We start from the raw sequence: 15,370 nt of genomic DNA, 5'->3' as shown, positions 1-15,370 counted from the left end.
GTTTATAAAGCGTAGCCTGCATCACACCTGGCCATACTGCTGGCCATGACGCAGCCATCTGTCGAGCAGGGGGCTGACATGTTGGGGCCAGCGCTCCAACAGGGCCTGAGCCGCGTCGCGTACGGCCGGCAGCAGGTCCGCGTCACGCATCAGGTCGGCGACCTTGAATTGCAGAAGGCCCGTTTGTCGGGTGCCGAGCATCTCACCGGGGCCACGCAGTTCGAGGTCTTTTTCGGCGATGACGAAACCATCGTTGGTTTCGCGCATGATGCCCAGTCGTTGCCTTCCGATCTGTGAAAGCGGCGGATGGTAGAGCAGCACACAATGACTCACCGCGCTGCCGCGCCCGACGCGGCCGCGTAGCTGGTGCAGTTGCGCCAAGCCGAGGCGCTCGGGGTTCTCGATGATCATCAGACTGGAGTTCGGCACGTCGACACCGACTTCGATGACCGTCGTCGCCACCAGCAATTGCAGTGCACCTTGCTTGAACTCGGCCATGATCGCGGCTTTTTCTGCGGGCTTCATGCGCCCGTGAATCAGTCCGACGCGCACGTCACCCAACGCACTGCTCAATTCTTCGTACGTGGTTTCAGCGGCCTTGCAGGTCAGCTCTTCGGATTCTTCGATCAGCGTGCACACCCAATAGGCCTGGCGACCTTCTGCGCAGGCGGCGCGCACCCGCTCAACGACTTCCAGGCGGCGGCTATCGGCAACCAGCACGGTATTGACTGGCGTCCGGCCCGGCGGCAGTTCGTCGAGGATCGACGTGTCCAGATCGGCGTAGGCGCTCATCGCCAGCGTGCGCGGGATCGGTGTGGCAGTCATGATCAACTGATGCGGGCACATCAGACCGCCAACCCCTTTTTTGCGCAGCGCCAGGCGTTGCTGCACGCCGAACCGGTGTTGCTCGTCGATGATCACCAGCGCCAGGTTCTTGAACTGCACTTCGTCCTGAAACAGCGCATGGGTGCCGACCACCATGGGTGTGCCACCGGCGATCTGCTCCAGAGACGCAACGCGCGCCTTGCCCTTGAGCTTGCCCGCCAGCCATGCCACGCCCACGCCCAAGGGCTCGAGCCAGCGCTGGAAGTTGATGTAGTGCTGCTCGGCGAGAATCTCGGTGGGCGCCATCAGCGCCACTTGATAACCTGCTTCCAGTGCTTGCAAGGCTGCCAGCGCGGCGACCACGGTCTTGCCCGACCCCACATCGCCCTGAATAAGCCGCAGCATCGGCTCGGGTTGACTGAGGTCATAGGCCACTTCCTTGCCGACACGCTGCTGCGCGCCGGTGGGGGCAAAGCCGAGGTTGGCGAGAAACTGTTTCGGCAGCTTTTTCGCAACGGGCAATGCCGGTGCGCGCTGTGAACGCAGGCTTTCACGCAGGCGCTGCTGGGAAAGCTGGTGAGTCAGCAGTTCTTCGAACGCCAGCCGGTGCTGCGCCCAGTGATGCCCGAGGGCGAGCTCCTCCACGTCGGCATCGGCGGGGGGGTGATGCAGGTACCGGATCGCATCATCCAGCGGCGCCAGCTGATAATCGCGGGCCAGCTCGTCAGGCAGCCAGTCCGGCAGACTTTTGGGGCCGAGCATCGCCAGGCTCTGCTGGCACAACTGGCGCAGACGCTGTTGGGTCAGGCCTTCGGTCGTCGGGTAGATCGGCGTGAGGGTCTGTTCGACGGGCGCGGGCTCATCACCGGTAATCGCCCGATATTCCGGGTGATAGATTTCCAGTCCGGAAGCTCCGGGACGCGCTTCGCCGAAGCAACGCAGGTGCGTGCCACGCTTCATGCTTTCTTTCTGGGCGTTGCTGAAGTGGTAGAAGCGCAGGCTGACGACTCCGGTGCCGTCGCCCAGCCGGACCAGCAGACTGCGACGCTTGCCCATCACCACATCGGCACCGCTGACCACGCCTTCGATGACGGCATCCTGACCAGGACGCAACGCACCGATCGGTACGATGCGCGTGCGGTCCTGATAACGCAGCGGCAGATGGAACAGCACGTCCTGCAGGGTTTCCAGCCCGACCTTGGCCAGCTTTTCTGCCATCGCTTCGCCGACACCCTTGAGCGCCGTGACCGAGACCCTGGAAAGCTCGCTCATTTCTGTTCTGCCTAGCTAGCGACTGTTTTCGGACGTGCCACCGAGCACAGGCGTGCAGAGTCAGCGAGGATTTCGATGGCTTTGGGCCTCGGGAAGCTTGCACGCCAGGCGATGGCGACCGTGCGGAAAGGCACGGGCGGCGTCAGTGGGCGCACTTCGATCACGCCGGGCGCGTAGTGATGGCTGTCGACTGCCGACAGCGGCAGGATCGAAATGCCCAGCCCGGAGGCGACCATGTGCCGAATGGTTTCCAGCGAGCTGGACTCTACTGTCGTGTGCTTGGCACCTTCGTTGCCTTTGCCCAGCGTCGGGCAGGCCTCCAGAACCTGATCACGGAAGCAGTGACCTTCGCCCAGCAATAGCAGGCTCTTGTCGTTGAGCGCCGAGGCATCGATGGTCTCTTTCTGAGTCCAGGGATGGTCGGCCGGCATCAGGACAGAGAACGGTTCGTCGTAAAGCGGCAGGGTCAGTACGTCGGCTTCGTTGAACGGCAAGGCAATGATGACGGCATCCAGCTCACCGTTACGCAGCTTGTCGCGCAGCACATGCGTGAAGTTTTCCTCGATGTACAACGGCATCTGCGGGGCGACCCGGTGCAGTTGCGGGATCAGGTGAGGAAACAGGTAGGGACCGACGGTGTAGATCGCGCCGACTTTCAGCGGGGCGGTCAGCTGGTTCTTGCCGGCCTGGGCCAGCTCGCGAATACCCTGGGCCTGCTCCAGCACTTTCTGCGCCTGCGCAACGATGCCTTCACCGACCGGTGTCAGGCGCACAGCGCTCTTGCTGCGCTCGAAAATGAGCACGCCGAGTTCGTCTTCGAGTTTTTTGACACCCACCGACAGCGTTGGCTGGCTGACATGGCAGCGTTCCGCCGCATGGCCAAAGTGCTGCTCCTGGGCGAGCGTAACGATGTAGCGCAATTCTGTAAGAGTCATAACGTGCGTCCATGAAGTTGCGACCCCAGCATAGCGGGTGCGATCGATAGACGCACGTTATCAGAAGTACTTATGGGTAACAAAAGTACAATTCAGCGTTTATCCAGCGAATAAACGAACGGTGCGAGGATTTCAATGGTGCCGTTGTTGAGAATTTCCTTCGGCGGCTTGGGCAAAGGCTGAGCGCGACGGATCATTTCCATGGTCGCTCGATCCAGCGAAGGGCTGCCTGAACTGTTGGCAATCGAGTAGGAAAGCACGTTGCCGTCAGCGTCCACCACAAAGCGCAAGCGAGCGACACCCTGCATGCCACGACGGCGTGCATCCTCAGGGTACTTCTTGTACTTGCTCAGATGACCGAGCAAATCGCCCTGCCAGTTCGGCAATGCGTTGCTGGGTGGCGAAGGTGCAGGAGCAGGCTTGGGGGCCACCGGCTTTTCCGGTTGCGCCGTGGTCGGCGGTGTATCGACCGGCTTTTCGTCAGCAGGCTTCTCCTTGGGCGGCTCAGGCTTCTTCTGCGGCTTTGGCGACTGCGGTTTGGGCTTGGGCTTCTCAACCTTCTTGGGCACCACGATTTCCGGCTTCGGCGCCTGCACGACTTCCGGCACCGGTGTCGGCTCCTCCGGTGCTGGCGGCGGGGGCGGCTGAACGACCTTCGGTGGTGGCGGCGGTGCGGGCTCTGGCAGAGGCGCAAGCTCGACCATCATGGCTGCCGGTGGCAGCTCGATCGCCTGAGAGGCGGGCCAGCGAACGGCAATGATGATTGCGATGGCGTGCACGGCCAGCACCAACAACAGACTACCGCTATAGCGCGTCAGTTTTTGGCGCGTACTGATCATTTCTTACCAGCCGTCTCGAGACCTACCAGACCGACCTTCAGGTAACCCGCACCCCGAAGCGTGTTCATGACCTCCATCAGATCGCCGTAATCCACGCCCTTGTCGGCCTGGAAGAAGATCGTGGTGTCTTTCTTGCCCTTGGTGCGGGCGTCCAGCACCTGACCGATCTGCTCGCGGGCAACCTTCTCTTCGCCCAGGTACAGGCTCTTGTCGGTTTTCACGCTGAGAAAGATCGGCTTCTCGGGTCTGGGCTGCGGTGTGGCGGTAGACGCCGGTAGATCAACCTTGATGTCTACGGTCGCCAGCGGCGCAGCCACCATGAAGATGATCAACAGCACCAGCATGACGTCGATGAACGGCGTCACGTTGATTTCATGGTTCTCGGCGAGATCGTCGCCGCCTTCATTAAGATGCAGGCCCACGTGTTAGCCCACCTTGACCATGTGCGGTTGTTGTTGATTGCGCTCGGACGGCTCAGGCAGATGATCCAGATCGCGGCTGACCAGCAGCAGAACGTGTGCAGAGGCATCGGACACCTGAGCCTTGTAACCGGCGATGGAGCGGGCGAAGACGTTGTAGATCACCACTGCAGGGATCGCAGCGACCAGGCCCAAGGCAGTGGCCAGAAGGGCTTCGGCGATGCCGGGGGCGACCACGGCGAGGTTGGTGGTCTGGGTCTTGGCGATGCCGATGAAGCTGTTCATGATGCCCCATACCGTACCGAACAGGCCCACGAACGGCGCAGTCGAACCGATGGTCGCCAGCACGCCGGTGCCCATGCTCATGTTGCGGCCACAGGCGGCGACCAGGCGCTCGAGACGGAAGCTGACACGCTCCTTGATCCCTTCACGCTCACGGCTGTTGGCCGAAAGGCGCATCTCCTCGAGGGCGTCATGCACCAGCAGGTGGGCGAGGGTGCCTTCCTTGCTGGCGGTGGCGCTCGCTTCAGTCAGGGAGCGGGCTTTTTTCAGATTAACGATTTCGCCGCGCAACCGGCGCTTGGCACCCAGCAGCTCGAAACCCTTGGAGATCCAGATGGTCCACGTAATGATCGAGGCAATGGCCAGACCGATCATGACCGCTTTGACCACGACGTCGGCATTCTGATACATGCCCCACGGCGACAGGTCATGCGCCATGCCCAGGCTGTTGTCTTCGGCGACAGGCTCCATGGCCTGCACCGGGGCTGCTGCGTCAGGTGCAGCTGGTGCAGCAGGTGCCGTTGCCGCAGGTGCGCTTGAGGTCGCAGGGGCCGCGGTCGGAGCCGACTGATCCGCAAGTGCCATGGGGACGAACATCAGGCTCAAGACAAGGGCTGCGATACCGCGCCATGCACGAGGCAGGCGAGGCATCTGGGTAGGCGAAGCGATTGATTGAATGCGTTTCATGCTGGCCGGACCTGAGAGGAAAAAGGGGATGGTTCCAGTGCGTCGCGTGGTGCTGTCGGCGCTTACGGGGAACGAATGGGCCGCCATTATTGCAAATCGTTCTTGTTAACAAAAGTAATACAGTATCTTTTTTTACATATTCGCCCGAACGCTTGCCTGTCGATGAGCGTTTTTAACGATACTGACACCGCCTTTTCTGGAGATACCGAATGACTGCTCCCTCACTTCTGATCGCCGGCTGTGGCGACATTGGTTCGCGACTCGCTAACCGCCTGCTGTCTCACGGCTGGACCGTGCATGGGCTGCGGCGCACTGTTTCCGAGCTTCCTGCCGGTGTTCACGGTGTGGCGGGCGATCTGTTCGAGACGCCAAAACCTGCCCACTGGCCAGCTGCGGCACTGGATTATGTGGTGTATTGCGCGACCCCTTCGCAGCGTGACGAAGCGGGTTACCGGATGGCTTACGTCGAGGGGCTGCGTAACGTATTGAGCTGGCTCGAGCAGACCGGGCAGCGGCCAAAGCGCTTGATCTTTGTTTCAAGCAGCGGTGTTTATGGTCAGCAGAATGGTGAGTGGGTGGATGAAACCTCCGCCACCGAGCCCGGCAACTACACCGGCACGGTGATGCTGGAAGCCGAGCAGGTCGCGCTGAACAGCGGACTGCCAGCCACGGCGGTGAGATTGACCGGTATTTACGGCCCAGGCCGCAGTGACCTGTCGAACCGCGTTCGTCAGGGGCACAGCGTGAGGATCGATCCGCCGGTCTACGCCAATCGCATTCATGCCGACGATGCGGCCGGTCTGCTCGGGCACCTGCTGCTGGCGGATCAACGCGGCGTTGCGCTGGAGAGTTGCTATCTGGGCGTCGACGACGATCCGGCCGCGCTGGCCGATGTGGTGGCGTGGATACGTGAGTATCTGGGGGTGACCGAGTGGTCGGAGGAGGTCAGCGTGCAGCGCGTGGGCAGCAAGCGTTGCAGTAATGCCAGGGCGCGAGCATTGGGATGGGCGCCGATGTACCCGGATTATCGGGCGGGCTATGCGGCGTTGCTGGGCTAAAAATGGTGGTTGATCAGGAGCGCCGTGAAGAGCGCTCCTGATACCTGAATCGCTTACTGCTGTTCGAGCAACCAGCGACGTGGGCCGGGACGCAGCTCGGGCATCTGGTCGGCGCCAGCGTTGTTCACCGCCTGGAATATCTCCAGCTGCTTGCCTTTGCGGGCGAAAATCCACGGGTTGCCTTTCTCGGCTTTCTCCAGCCACATGCTGTCGAATTCGCCGCTCATGGCTGCACAATCGCCTGCCAGGCAGAGCGCGTAACGATCGTTTTCCGGAAGCCCCTGCACACTGCCGTCAGGCATGAATTGCACGGTGCTGCCCTGACCGTCGCCCTCTACGACCGTCCATTTGCCGCCCATGTAGGCGCCATACAGCGCTTTCTCGAAGCTGCTGCCTGGCTGAGCGCCGTCCGGAGCCGGATCTTCGGGTTTCTGGAAGTGCTGTTCAGGGCCTGACTCGCTGGCCGCCTGGACCAGTTCGTCACCCTTGACGCTCAGGTCTTCGAAGAAGTTGCCGTAGAAATCGACATGCAGCTTGCCTTCGGCAGCGCTGACGATCTTGCCTTCGCCGAGCTCGAAGCCATTGGAGTAAATGGCCTGATTGGCCTTGGAGTTGATTTTCCACTCCAGGTTGGGACCATTGGCGAGGAGGGCCTGGCGCAAGTTGCCTTGCTTGACGGCGTCGTCGATGGCGGTCTGGTTGATCCAGGTGCCGTCCGGATTGCGGTCGGCGTGGCTGGCGCAGCCGCCCATAATGACGGCGAGCAGCGAGATGGCGAGCGCGGAGCGCATAACGGATTCCTTCCTTCAGGGAGAACGGAGCGCAAGTCACGCTCCGTCGGGGATTTATTCGATGACGAGAATCGCGTCCATTTCAACCTGGGCGCCACGCGGCAATGCCGCAACGCCGATGGCCGCACGGGCCGGGTAAGGCTGAGTGAAATAGGTGCTCATGAGCTCGTTGACCTTGGCGAAGTGGCCCAGGTCGGTCAGAAAGATGTTCAATTTGACGATGTCCTTGAACGATCCGCCCGCCGCTTCGGCAACCGACTTAAGGTTTTCGAAAACCTGAGTGATCTGGGCTTCGATGCCTTCAACCAGTTCCATGGTGCTCGGGTCCAACGGGATCTGTCCAGACATGTATACGGTATTGCCAGCTTTGATGGCCTGTGAGTAAGGGCCGATGGCCGCAGGGGCTTTATCGCTGGTGATGACAGTCTTGGTCATGAGAACTCCTGATAGTGGGATGGCCTACGCGCGCATCCGGGTGATGCGTGTGACACCGGTCAGGGCGCGCAGTTTCTTGATCACACGAGCCAGGTGCACGCGGTCGTGCACGCTGACCACCAGTTGGACCACGCTGATGCGACCATCGCGTTCGTCCATGCTGATTTTTTCGATATTGCCGTCCGCCGCGTTGACGCTGCTGGCCAGCAGCGCGATCAGGCCGCGCTGATGCTCAAGTTCGACACGCAGCTCGACGTTGAATTCGCCAGTCACGTCCTTGGCCCACGACAACTGGATGCATTTTTCCGGGTTGTGGCGGATTTCGCTGATGTTGCGGCAGTTGTCCAGGTGCACAACCATGCCCTTGCCTGCAGACAGGTGGCCGACAATCGGGTCGCCCGGGATCGGTGTGCAGCACTTGGCGTAGCTGAGCACCAGGCCTTCGGTGCCACGAATCGCCAGCGGACCTTCAGGGCTCGGCAACTGATCGCCTTCGCCCAGCAGGCGTCGGGCAACGACATAAGCCATGCGGTTACCCAGGCCAATGTCTTCGAGCAGGTCTTCCAGCACTTCGACACGGTATTCGTTGAGCACCAGTTGAATGCGTTCCTGGCTGATCTTGTCGAGGCTGCATTCAAAGCCGTTGAGAACCTTGTTCAGCAGTCGCTCGCCCAGATTGATCGACTCGGAGCGGCGTTGCAGCTTGAGTGCGTGACGAATATGGGTGCGCGCCTTGCCGGTGACGACGAAGTTCAGCCAGGCCGGATTCGGACGTGCGCCGGGTGCGCTGACAATCTCGACCGTCGAGCCGCTTTGCAGCGGTTCGGAAAGCGGTGCCAAGCGGCGGTTGATCCGGCAGGCAATGCAGCTGTTGCCGACATCGGTGTGTACCGCGTAGGCGAAATCCACTGCCGTAGAGCCTTTGGGCAGCTCCATGATCCGGCCTTTGGGGGTGAAAACGTAGACTTCGTCCGGGAACAGGTCGATCTTGACGCTTTCGATGAATTCCAGAGAGTTGCCGGCGCGCTGCTGCATTTCCAGTACGCCCTTGACCCACTGTCGGGCACGAGCGTGAGTGCCCTTGGGCTGCTCATCGTCACTGGACTTGTACAGCCAGTGCGCCGCGATGCCGTTGTTGGCCATTTCTTCCATTTCGCGGGTGCGAATCTGGATCTCGATAGGCACGCCATGCATCCCGAACAACGTCGTGTGCAGGGACTGATAGCCGTTGGCCTTGGGGATCGCGATGTAATCCTTGAATCGGCCGGGCAGCGGCTTGTACAAATTATGTACAGCGCCAAGCACGCGATAGCAGGTGTCGACCTTGTCGACGATGATGCGGAACGCGTAGACATCCATGATCTCGTTGAAGGCGCGACGCTTGCCGCGCATCTTCTTGTAGATGCCATACAGATGTTTCTGCCGCCCACTGACGTCGCCTTCGATGCCATCGACGGCCAGACAATGACTCAGGGACTCTTCGATCTTGTTGACCAGTTCCTTGCGATTGCCCCTGGCGCGCTTGACCGCCTGGTTGATTCGCGAGGAGCGCATCGGGTACATCGCCTTGAAGCCCAGGTCCTCGAATTCGATACGCACACTGTGCATGCCCAGCCGATTGGCGATGGGCGCATAGATTTCGAGGGTTTCCTTGGCGATGCGCCGACGCTTTTCGCCAGACAGGACTTCCAGCGTGCGCATGTTGTGCAGGCGGTCGGCGAGCTTGACCAGAATGACGCGAATGTCGCGCGCCATGGCCATGGCCATTTTCTGGAAGTTTTCCGCCTGGGCTTCGGCCTTGGTCTCGAAATTCATCTGGGTCAGTTTGCTGACCCCATCGACCAGTTCCGCGACGGTCTCGCCAAATTGGGCGCTGAGCGCTTCCTTGGCAATCCCGGTGTCTTCGATGACGTCATGCAGCATCGCAGCCATCAGGCTCTGATGGTCCATGTGCATGTCGGCAAGAATGTTCGCCACCGCAAGGGGATGGGTGACGTAGGCTTCACCGCTGCGACGGCGTTGGCCATCGTGGGCTTGTTCGGCGTAGAAATACGCTCGGCGGACCAGATTGACCTGGTCCTTGCCGAGGTAGGCCGACAGTCTGTCGGCGAGGGCGTCTATGCTCGGCAAGGCGCTACCCCTTGCCAATGGCTTTTACCCTGCGCCGTACTACGTCGACCTGGCATAGGCTTAGACGGCCTCGTTGGACTCGTCCTCGAACGCTGCGAACAATGGCTCATCTTCAACGATTTCAGCTTCTGCGATTACAGAGTAATCCATTACGCCAGCGGCGATTTCACGCAGGGCCATAACGGTAGGCTTGTCGTTTTCCCAGGCCAGCTTTGGTTCTTTGCCGCCGGTTGCCAGTTGACGGGCACGCTTGGTAGAGAGCATGACCAGCTCAAAGCGGTTATCCACGTGTTCTAGGCAGTCTTCAACGGTTACGCGGGCCATGGGTATTCCTCGTAGCAAATGCGGATGCGCGATGCCCGGATGGGCGAGCGGACTCGGTAGTTTACAAGCGGACAGCACCAGTCATCAAGCGGCATGCCACCAACGGCATGCTTTTAACCTGTTGCCTGATGGCTGGAAACGTTTCGATCAAGCCAGCAACTCCTGAAAAAGCTCGCTGTATTGCTCTTGCTGATGCTGTTGAGTGAGGCGATTGGCGCGGAAAATCGCCTTGAGGTCCTCCAGTGCGCCGGCGAAGTCATCATTGACCACGACGTACTCATACTCGTTGTAGTGGCTCATTTCGCTGACCGCTTCACGCATCCGTGCTTCGATGATCTCGTCGCTGTCCTGGCCGCGATTGGTCAGGCGCTGGCGCAGGGCCTGCTGAGTCGGCGGCAAAATGAAGATGGAGCGGGCCTGGGGCATCTGTGCACGAACCTGACGCGCACCCTGCCAGTCGATCTCCAGAATCAGGTCGTGGCCTTCGTCCAGCGTCTGCTGCAGGTGGCTCTGCGACGTGCCGTACAGGTTGCCGAAGACCTCGGCCTGCTCGAGAAAGTCGCCGTGCTCGATCATGCTCAGGAACGTGGCACGATCGACGAAGTTGTAGTTCACGCCGTCCACTTCACCGGGGCGCATGGCGCGTGTGGTGTGCGAGACAGAGACGCGAATCTTTGCCTGCGCGCCGTGCTGAGGCTCTTGCTGAGCGTCCATCAGCGCCTTGACCAGACTGGTCTTGCCCGCACCGGACGGAGCGGAAATGATGTACAGGGTGCCAGTGATATGGGTCATGTCAGGTTCAGCCTTACTCAATATTCTGCACTTGCTCACGCATCTGCTCGATCAACACTTTAAGGTTGACGGCGGCCTGCGTGCTGCGTGGGTCAAAGGCCTTGGAGCCCAGTGTATTCGCTTCGCGGTTAAGCTCTTGCATCAGGAAATCAAGGCGGCGTCCTGCCTGGCCGCCAGCCTTGAGTACGCGACGCACTTCGGTGACGTGTGTGCTGAGGCGGTCCAGTTCTTCGGCGACGTCGCTTTTCTGTGCCAGCAGGACCATTTCCTGCTCCAGACGCTGAGGGTCGAGTTCGGCTTTCATGTCGGCAAAGCGATCCAGCACCTTCTGACGCTGGGTTGCGAGCATCTGTGGCACCAGCGTGCGCAAGGTGGCGACTTCTTCGACGATGGAAGACAGGCGCTCGTCGAGCAGCCGCGCCAGGTCTGCACCTTCGCGCCCGCGGCCGCGTTTCAATTCGGTCAGCGCATCATTGAACAGCTTCAGGGCCTCGGTGTTCAACACCTGCGGATCGTTGGCGTCGGCGACCAGCACGCCCGGCCATGCCAACACCTCGAGCGGGTTCAATGCAGCAGGCTGTTTGATCAAGCCGGCAACCGACTCGGCTGCGGCGATCAATTGGCCTGCGCGTTCAAGATCCACCTGCAGCGGCTTGCCGGCGGTTTCCTCGACAAAGCGCAGTGTGCACTCGACCTTGCCGCGCGACAGGCCCTGACGCAATGCTTCGCGAATCGCGCCTTCCAGATCGCGGAACGACTCCGGCAGGCGCAGGTGCGGCTCAAGATAGCGGTGGTTGACCGAGCGCAGTTCCCAGCTCAGTGTGCCCTGGGCACCGGCCCGCTCTACTCGGGCAAAGGCAGTCATACTGTGCACCATGGGAAATACCTCTTGGTTCGCTTTCAAAAGCGTGGTTCGGTTCATGAGCGCGCAGAAGTGGCGGTCATGGGCGTCGTGAAAGCCGGCTGGCTGTAGAGGCGCAGGATTGTAGCGCAGTGCGGCGCAGGCTCCCAATCCGACAGTGTGACAAGTGACGCAAGGCGTTGTTTTAACCGACATCTGCGCGTCGAAAGCCTTGGTCCAGGGCCTTCAATTGTCGCTGGATCGGCATTGGCGGCTTTTAGAGATGCCCAGCGGCAGCTGTGGCCTCTATAATGCCCAGCAGTTTTCCGTCTCAGTACAGGTATCCCAGATGAAACGTCCAAGTGGTCGCGCCGCCGATCAGCTCCGCTCGATCCGCATCACCCGCAACTACACCAAACACGCCGAGGGTTCTGTACTGGTCGAGTTTGGTGATACCAAGGTGATTTGCACCGTCAGCGTCGAAAACGGCGTACCACGCTTTCTCAAAGGGCATGGCCAGGGTTGGCTGACCGCCGAATACGGCATGCTGCCACGCGCTACAGGCGAGCGTAATCAGCGTGAAGCCAGCCGCGGCAAGCAGGGTGGTCGTACACTCGAAATCCAGCGCCTGATCGGTCGTTCGCTGCGCGCTGCGCTGGACATGTCCAAGTTGGGCGACGTTACCCTGTACGTCGATTGCGATGTCATTCAGGCTGACGGTGGTACCCGTACGGCTTCTATTACCGGTGCGATGGTTGCTCTGGCGGATGCGCTGAAGGTGATCAAGAAGCGCGGCGGCCTGAAAGGCGGCGACCCGCTCAAGCAGATGATCGCGGCCGTTTCGGTCGGCATGTATCAGGGTGAGCCAGTGCTCGACCTGGACTACCTCGAAGACTCGGCTGCCGAAACCGACCTGAACGTGGTCATGACCAGTGCAGGCGGTTTCATTGAAGTTCAGGGCACTGCCGAAGGCGCGCCATTCCAGCCTGAAGAGCTGAACGCGATGCTCGCGCTGGCGCAAAAAGGCATGACCGAGCTGTTTGAATTGCAGCGCGCCGCGTTGGCCGACTGATAGCCAGAAGGGGTCCGATAATGAGTGACAGCTTGCAACCGTTCAGCAAACCACCGCAAAGCGCTCGCCAGTGGGCGATGTTCTGTCACTTGTCGGCGTTTGCCGGGCTGATGTTTCCGTTCGGCAATCTGCTGGGCCCGCTGATTATCTGGCAGTTGAAGAAAGATGCCGATCCGTTTATCGACGCGCAAGGCAAGGAAGCGCTGAACTTTCAGATCACTGTCGCCATTGCGGCCACCGTCAGCATGTTGCTGGTGCTGCTGATCATCGGCTTTGCGCTACTGACGCTGGTGGGGATCGGAGCCGCAGTGCTTGCGATCATTGCCGGGATAAAAGCCAATGACGGCGTCGATTATCGCTATCCGTTCACCTTGCGCCTGATCAAGTAGCATCACTTCAGGCAACGCAAAAAGCCGACTTCAAGTCGGCTTTTTCGTGTTCGCCGTCTGCCTGGCTATCAGATAGTCAGGGTCCAGTCGTAATCCACGATCAGCGGCGCGTGCTGCGAGAAGCGCGGCTGGCGTGGCAGACGGGCGCTGCGCACGAAGCGGCGCAGGCCTGGGGTCAGGATCTGATAATCGAAGCGCCAACCCAGATTCAGCATCTCGGCCTGCTCGTTGTCCGGCCACCAGCTGTACTGGTCACCTTCACGGCTGACTTCACGCAGGGCATCGACGTAGCCCATGGTGCCGACGATCTCGTCCATCCAGGCGCGCTCGGGCGCGAGAAAGCCCGGCGACTGCTGGCTGTCGCGCCAGTTTTTGATATCGAGCTTCTGCTGCGCCACATAGAGCGATCCGCAGTAGATGTATTCGCGACGCTTGCGGCGCTGCTTGTCCATGTACTTGCCGAAATCGTCCATGAGCTTGAATTTCTGATTCAGGTCTTCATCGCCATTCATCCCCGACGGAAAGAGCAGGGTAGCGATACTGACCTTGTCGAAATCTGCTTGCAGGTAGCGCCCGTAGCGGTCGGCTGTCTCGAAGCCGAGGCCGCTGATTACCGCCTTCGGCTGCAACCGCGAATACAGCGCCACACCACCTTGAGCGGGAACCTCGGCTTCGCAGGCATAGAGGAAGTAACCATCCAGCTGAAAGGCTGGATCGTCCAGTTCAAAGGTGGAGGCGCGGGTGTCCTGTAAGCAGATGACGTCGGCATTCTGAGCTTGCAGCCAGCTGAGCAAACCACGCTCGACCGCAGCCTGAATGCCATTTACGTTCACACTGATGATCCGCATAAATGGCCCCAAAAATCACGTGCGTGTATGATACCCGAGCTCTACCTAATTAGCTAAATCCGTGGTATTCGGAGCTTTTTTCATGCAAGCGTATCAACGCGATTTCATTCGTTTTGCCATCGATCGCGGTGTTCTGCGCTTCGGTGAGTTCACTCTCAAGTCCGGGCGCACCAGCCCGTACTTCTTCAATGCGGGGCTGTTCAACACCGGTTCCGCACTGGCACGGTTGGGGCGTTTCTACGCGGCAGCCGTGGTTGAAAGCGGTATTGCCTTCGACGTTCTTTTCGGTCCGGCCTACAAGGGCATTCCGCTCGCATCGGCCACTGCTGTGGCGCTGGCCGAGCATCATGACCGTGATCTGCCGTGGTGTTTCAACCGCAAGGAAGCCAAGGCGCACGGCGAAGGCGGCAGTCTGGTGGGTTCCCCGCTGACCGGTAACGTGCTGATCATCGACGACGTGATCACTGCGGGCACTGCGATCCGTGAGGTCATGCAGATCATCAAGGACCAGGACGCGACAGCTGCGGGTGTGCTGATCGCGCTCAATCGTCAGGAGCGCGGCAATGGCGAGCTGTCGGCGATTCAGGAAGTCGAGCGTGACTTCGCAATTCCGGTGGTGAGTATCGTGTCGCTGAATCAGGTGCTCGAGTTCCTGGCCGACGATCCGCAACTCAAGCAGCATCTGCCTGCTGTCGAAGCCTATCGCGCGCAATTCGGAATCTGAGGACGTGCCTATGGCAGTCGGCGGCAGGTCTTGGCGATCGGTTTCAGGCGCGCTGAGCGGTTTTCGGGCCTTGCTGGCTGTGGTCATGCTTGCGCCCATGCTCGCCCAAGCGGCCGACGCACCTGAGCCACGGCTTTATCGCTACGTCGACAGCCGCGGGGTGACGGTGATCGACACGCAAGGCGTGCCGCCCGACTACGTTGCCAAAGGCTATGAAGTGCTCAACAGTCGTGGTCGGGTGGTTCAGGTCGTACCGCCTGCGCCAACGGCCGAGCAGATTCGCCAGTCCGAGGCAGACAAACGCCAGGCCGCCGCCGATGCACAACTGTTGAGCCTGTACAGCAGCGTCGCTGAAGTGGACCGCATGAAGGCCCGCAAACTGGCCGAGCTGGACGCGCTGGTTGGCGTTGCCCAGGGCAACATTCAGGGGCTGGCGGCGCAGCAGCGCAGTCTGCAAGGCCAGGCCGCCGACCTTGAGCGCGCAGGACGACCGGTCCAGCAGGCACTTGTCGATCAACTGAACGACTTGCGCGATCAGCAGCAGAAACTGCAAGCCGACATCGCCGGGTATCAGGCCGCACGCGTAAAGGCCGAAGCAGACTTCGCCGTCGACCGCGCCCGCGTCCAGCGCCTGACTCAATGACCGGACGCAGAGCGTCCAGAGCGGCGTGCCCGCGCGGAGCACTCAACGTTATACATAAGTCTTG

The 15,370-nt window shown here is 60.5% G+C and carries 17 protein-coding genes; 5 read left to right on the top strand and 12 right to left on the bottom strand.

The window, feature by feature from the left end:
• Positions 1-21 precede the first annotated feature (21 nt).
• From recG to exbB, 5 genes are all read right to left on the bottom strand, one after another.
• On the bottom strand, positions 22-2,097 hold the full coding sequence (recG, locus tag PCPL58_RS27400; RefSeq protein ID WP_003367498.1) for an ATP-dependent DNA helicase RecG: 2,076 nt from the start codon (positions 2,095-2,097) through the stop codon (positions 22-24).
• Positions 2,098-2,108: 11 nt separating this feature from the next.
• A complete protein-coding gene (locus PCPL58_RS27395) occupies positions 2,109-3,032 on the bottom strand; it encodes a hydrogen peroxide-inducible genes activator (protein ID WP_002551493.1) in 924 nt (307 codons plus the stop codon).
• Between the two features lie 92 nt (positions 3,033-3,124).
• A complete protein-coding gene (locus PCPL58_RS27390) occupies positions 3,125-3,871 on the bottom strand; it encodes an energy transducer TonB (protein WP_065350889.1) in 747 nt (248 codons plus the stop codon).
• Positions 3,868-4,293, bottom strand: a complete 426-nt coding sequence (gene exbD / locus PCPL58_RS27385) for a TonB system transport protein ExbD (RefSeq protein ID WP_002551495.1) — start codon at positions 4,291-4,293, stop codon at positions 3,868-3,870. The genes PCPL58_RS27390 and exbD overlap by 4 nt, the downstream gene beginning before the upstream one ends.
• 3 nt (positions 4,294-4,296) lie before the next feature.
• Positions 4,297-5,259 carry a tonB-system energizer ExbB gene (gene exbB, locus PCPL58_RS27380; protein ID WP_065350888.1) on the bottom strand — a complete coding sequence of 321 codons (963 nt, stop codon included), beginning with the start codon at positions 5,257-5,259 and terminating at the stop codon, positions 4,297-4,299.
• 209 nt (positions 5,260-5,468) lie between these two features.
• Between exbB and PCPL58_RS27375 the strand changes: the two genes are divergently transcribed.
• The gene (locus tag PCPL58_RS27375; protein ID WP_065350887.1) at positions 5,469-6,317 is read left to right on the top strand and encodes an NAD-dependent epimerase/dehydratase family protein; all 849 of its coding nucleotides are present in this window, start codon (positions 5,469-5,471) and stop codon (positions 6,315-6,317) included.
• A 53-nt stretch (positions 6,318-6,370) separates the two neighbouring features.
• On the opposite strand, the gene PCPL58_RS27370 is transcribed toward PCPL58_RS27375, so the two are convergent.
• The 6 genes from PCPL58_RS27370 to PCPL58_RS27345 form a co-directional block, all read right to left on the bottom strand.
• A complete protein-coding gene (locus PCPL58_RS27370) occupies positions 6,371-7,108 on the bottom strand; it encodes a hypothetical protein (RefSeq protein ID WP_065350886.1) in 738 nt (245 codons plus the stop codon).
• A 54-nt stretch (positions 7,109-7,162) separates the two neighbouring features.
• Positions 7,163-7,543 carry a RidA family protein gene (locus tag PCPL58_RS27365; protein ID WP_003367486.1) on the bottom strand — a complete coding sequence of 127 codons (381 nt, stop codon included), beginning with the start codon at positions 7,541-7,543 and terminating at the stop codon, positions 7,163-7,165.
• A 24-nt stretch (positions 7,544-7,567) separates the two neighbouring features.
• Positions 7,568-9,673, bottom strand: coding sequence for a bifunctional GTP diphosphokinase/guanosine-3',5'-bis pyrophosphate 3'-pyrophosphohydrolase (spoT, locus tag PCPL58_RS27360; protein ID WP_003367484.1), 2,106 nt, complete (start codon positions 9,671-9,673; stop codon positions 7,568-7,570).
• A 60-nt stretch (positions 9,674-9,733) separates the two neighbouring features.
• Positions 9,734-9,997 (bottom strand): DNA-directed RNA polymerase subunit omega, encoded by a 264-nt coding sequence (rpoZ, locus tag PCPL58_RS27355; protein WP_003320174.1) that lies wholly within the window; start codon positions 9,995-9,997, stop codon positions 9,734-9,736.
• Positions 9,998-10,144: 147 nt separating this feature from the next.
• Positions 10,145-10,789, bottom strand: coding sequence for a guanylate kinase (gene gmk / locus PCPL58_RS27350; protein WP_003344442.1), 645 nt, complete (start codon positions 10,787-10,789; stop codon positions 10,145-10,147).
• 13 nt (positions 10,790-10,802) lie between these two features.
• On the bottom strand, positions 10,803-11,666 hold the full coding sequence (locus PCPL58_RS27345) for a YicC/YloC family endoribonuclease (RefSeq protein WP_003432173.1): 864 nt from the start codon (positions 11,664-11,666) through the stop codon (positions 10,803-10,805).
• Positions 11,667-11,979: 313 nt separating this feature from the next.
• On the opposite strand from PCPL58_RS27345, the gene rph reads away from it, so the two are divergent.
• Positions 11,980-12,702, top strand: a complete 723-nt coding sequence (rph, locus tag PCPL58_RS27340; RefSeq protein ID WP_065351118.1) for a ribonuclease PH — start codon at positions 11,980-11,982, stop codon at positions 12,700-12,702.
• A gap of 20 nt (positions 12,703-12,722) precedes the next feature.
• Complete coding sequence (locus tag PCPL58_RS27335; protein WP_003367477.1) at positions 12,723-13,091, top strand: DUF4870 domain-containing protein; 369 nt, start codon at positions 12,723-12,725, stop codon at positions 13,089-13,091.
• Positions 13,092-13,159: 68 nt separating this feature from the next.
• On the opposite strand, the gene PCPL58_RS27330 is transcribed toward PCPL58_RS27335, so the two are convergent.
• On the bottom strand, positions 13,160-13,939 hold the full coding sequence (locus tag PCPL58_RS27330) for an exodeoxyribonuclease III (protein WP_002551505.1): 780 nt from the start codon (positions 13,937-13,939) through the stop codon (positions 13,160-13,162).
• Positions 13,940-14,021: 82 nt separating this feature from the next.
• Between PCPL58_RS27330 and pyrE the strand changes: the two genes are divergently transcribed.
• Together pyrE and PCPL58_RS27320 are read left to right on the top strand one after the other, a co-directional pair.
• Positions 14,022-14,663 carry an orotate phosphoribosyltransferase gene (gene pyrE / locus PCPL58_RS27325; protein WP_065350885.1) on the top strand — a complete coding sequence of 214 codons (642 nt, stop codon included), beginning with the start codon at positions 14,022-14,024 and terminating at the stop codon, positions 14,661-14,663.
• A gap of 10 nt (positions 14,664-14,673) precedes the next feature.
• Positions 14,674-15,306, top strand: coding sequence for a hypothetical protein (locus tag PCPL58_RS27320; protein ID WP_003367476.1), 633 nt, complete (start codon positions 14,674-14,676; stop codon positions 15,304-15,306).
• Positions 15,307-15,370: the final 64 nt, after the last annotated feature.

This window comes from Pseudomonas cerasi (assembly GCF_900074915.1).
GTDB classification, from domain to species: Bacteria; Pseudomonadota; Gammaproteobacteria; order Pseudomonadales; family Pseudomonadaceae; genus Aquipseudomonas; species Aquipseudomonas cerasi.
The sequence above is the reverse complement of the archived record's forward strand: the minus strand, read 5'-3'. Positions and strand labels throughout refer to the sequence as shown.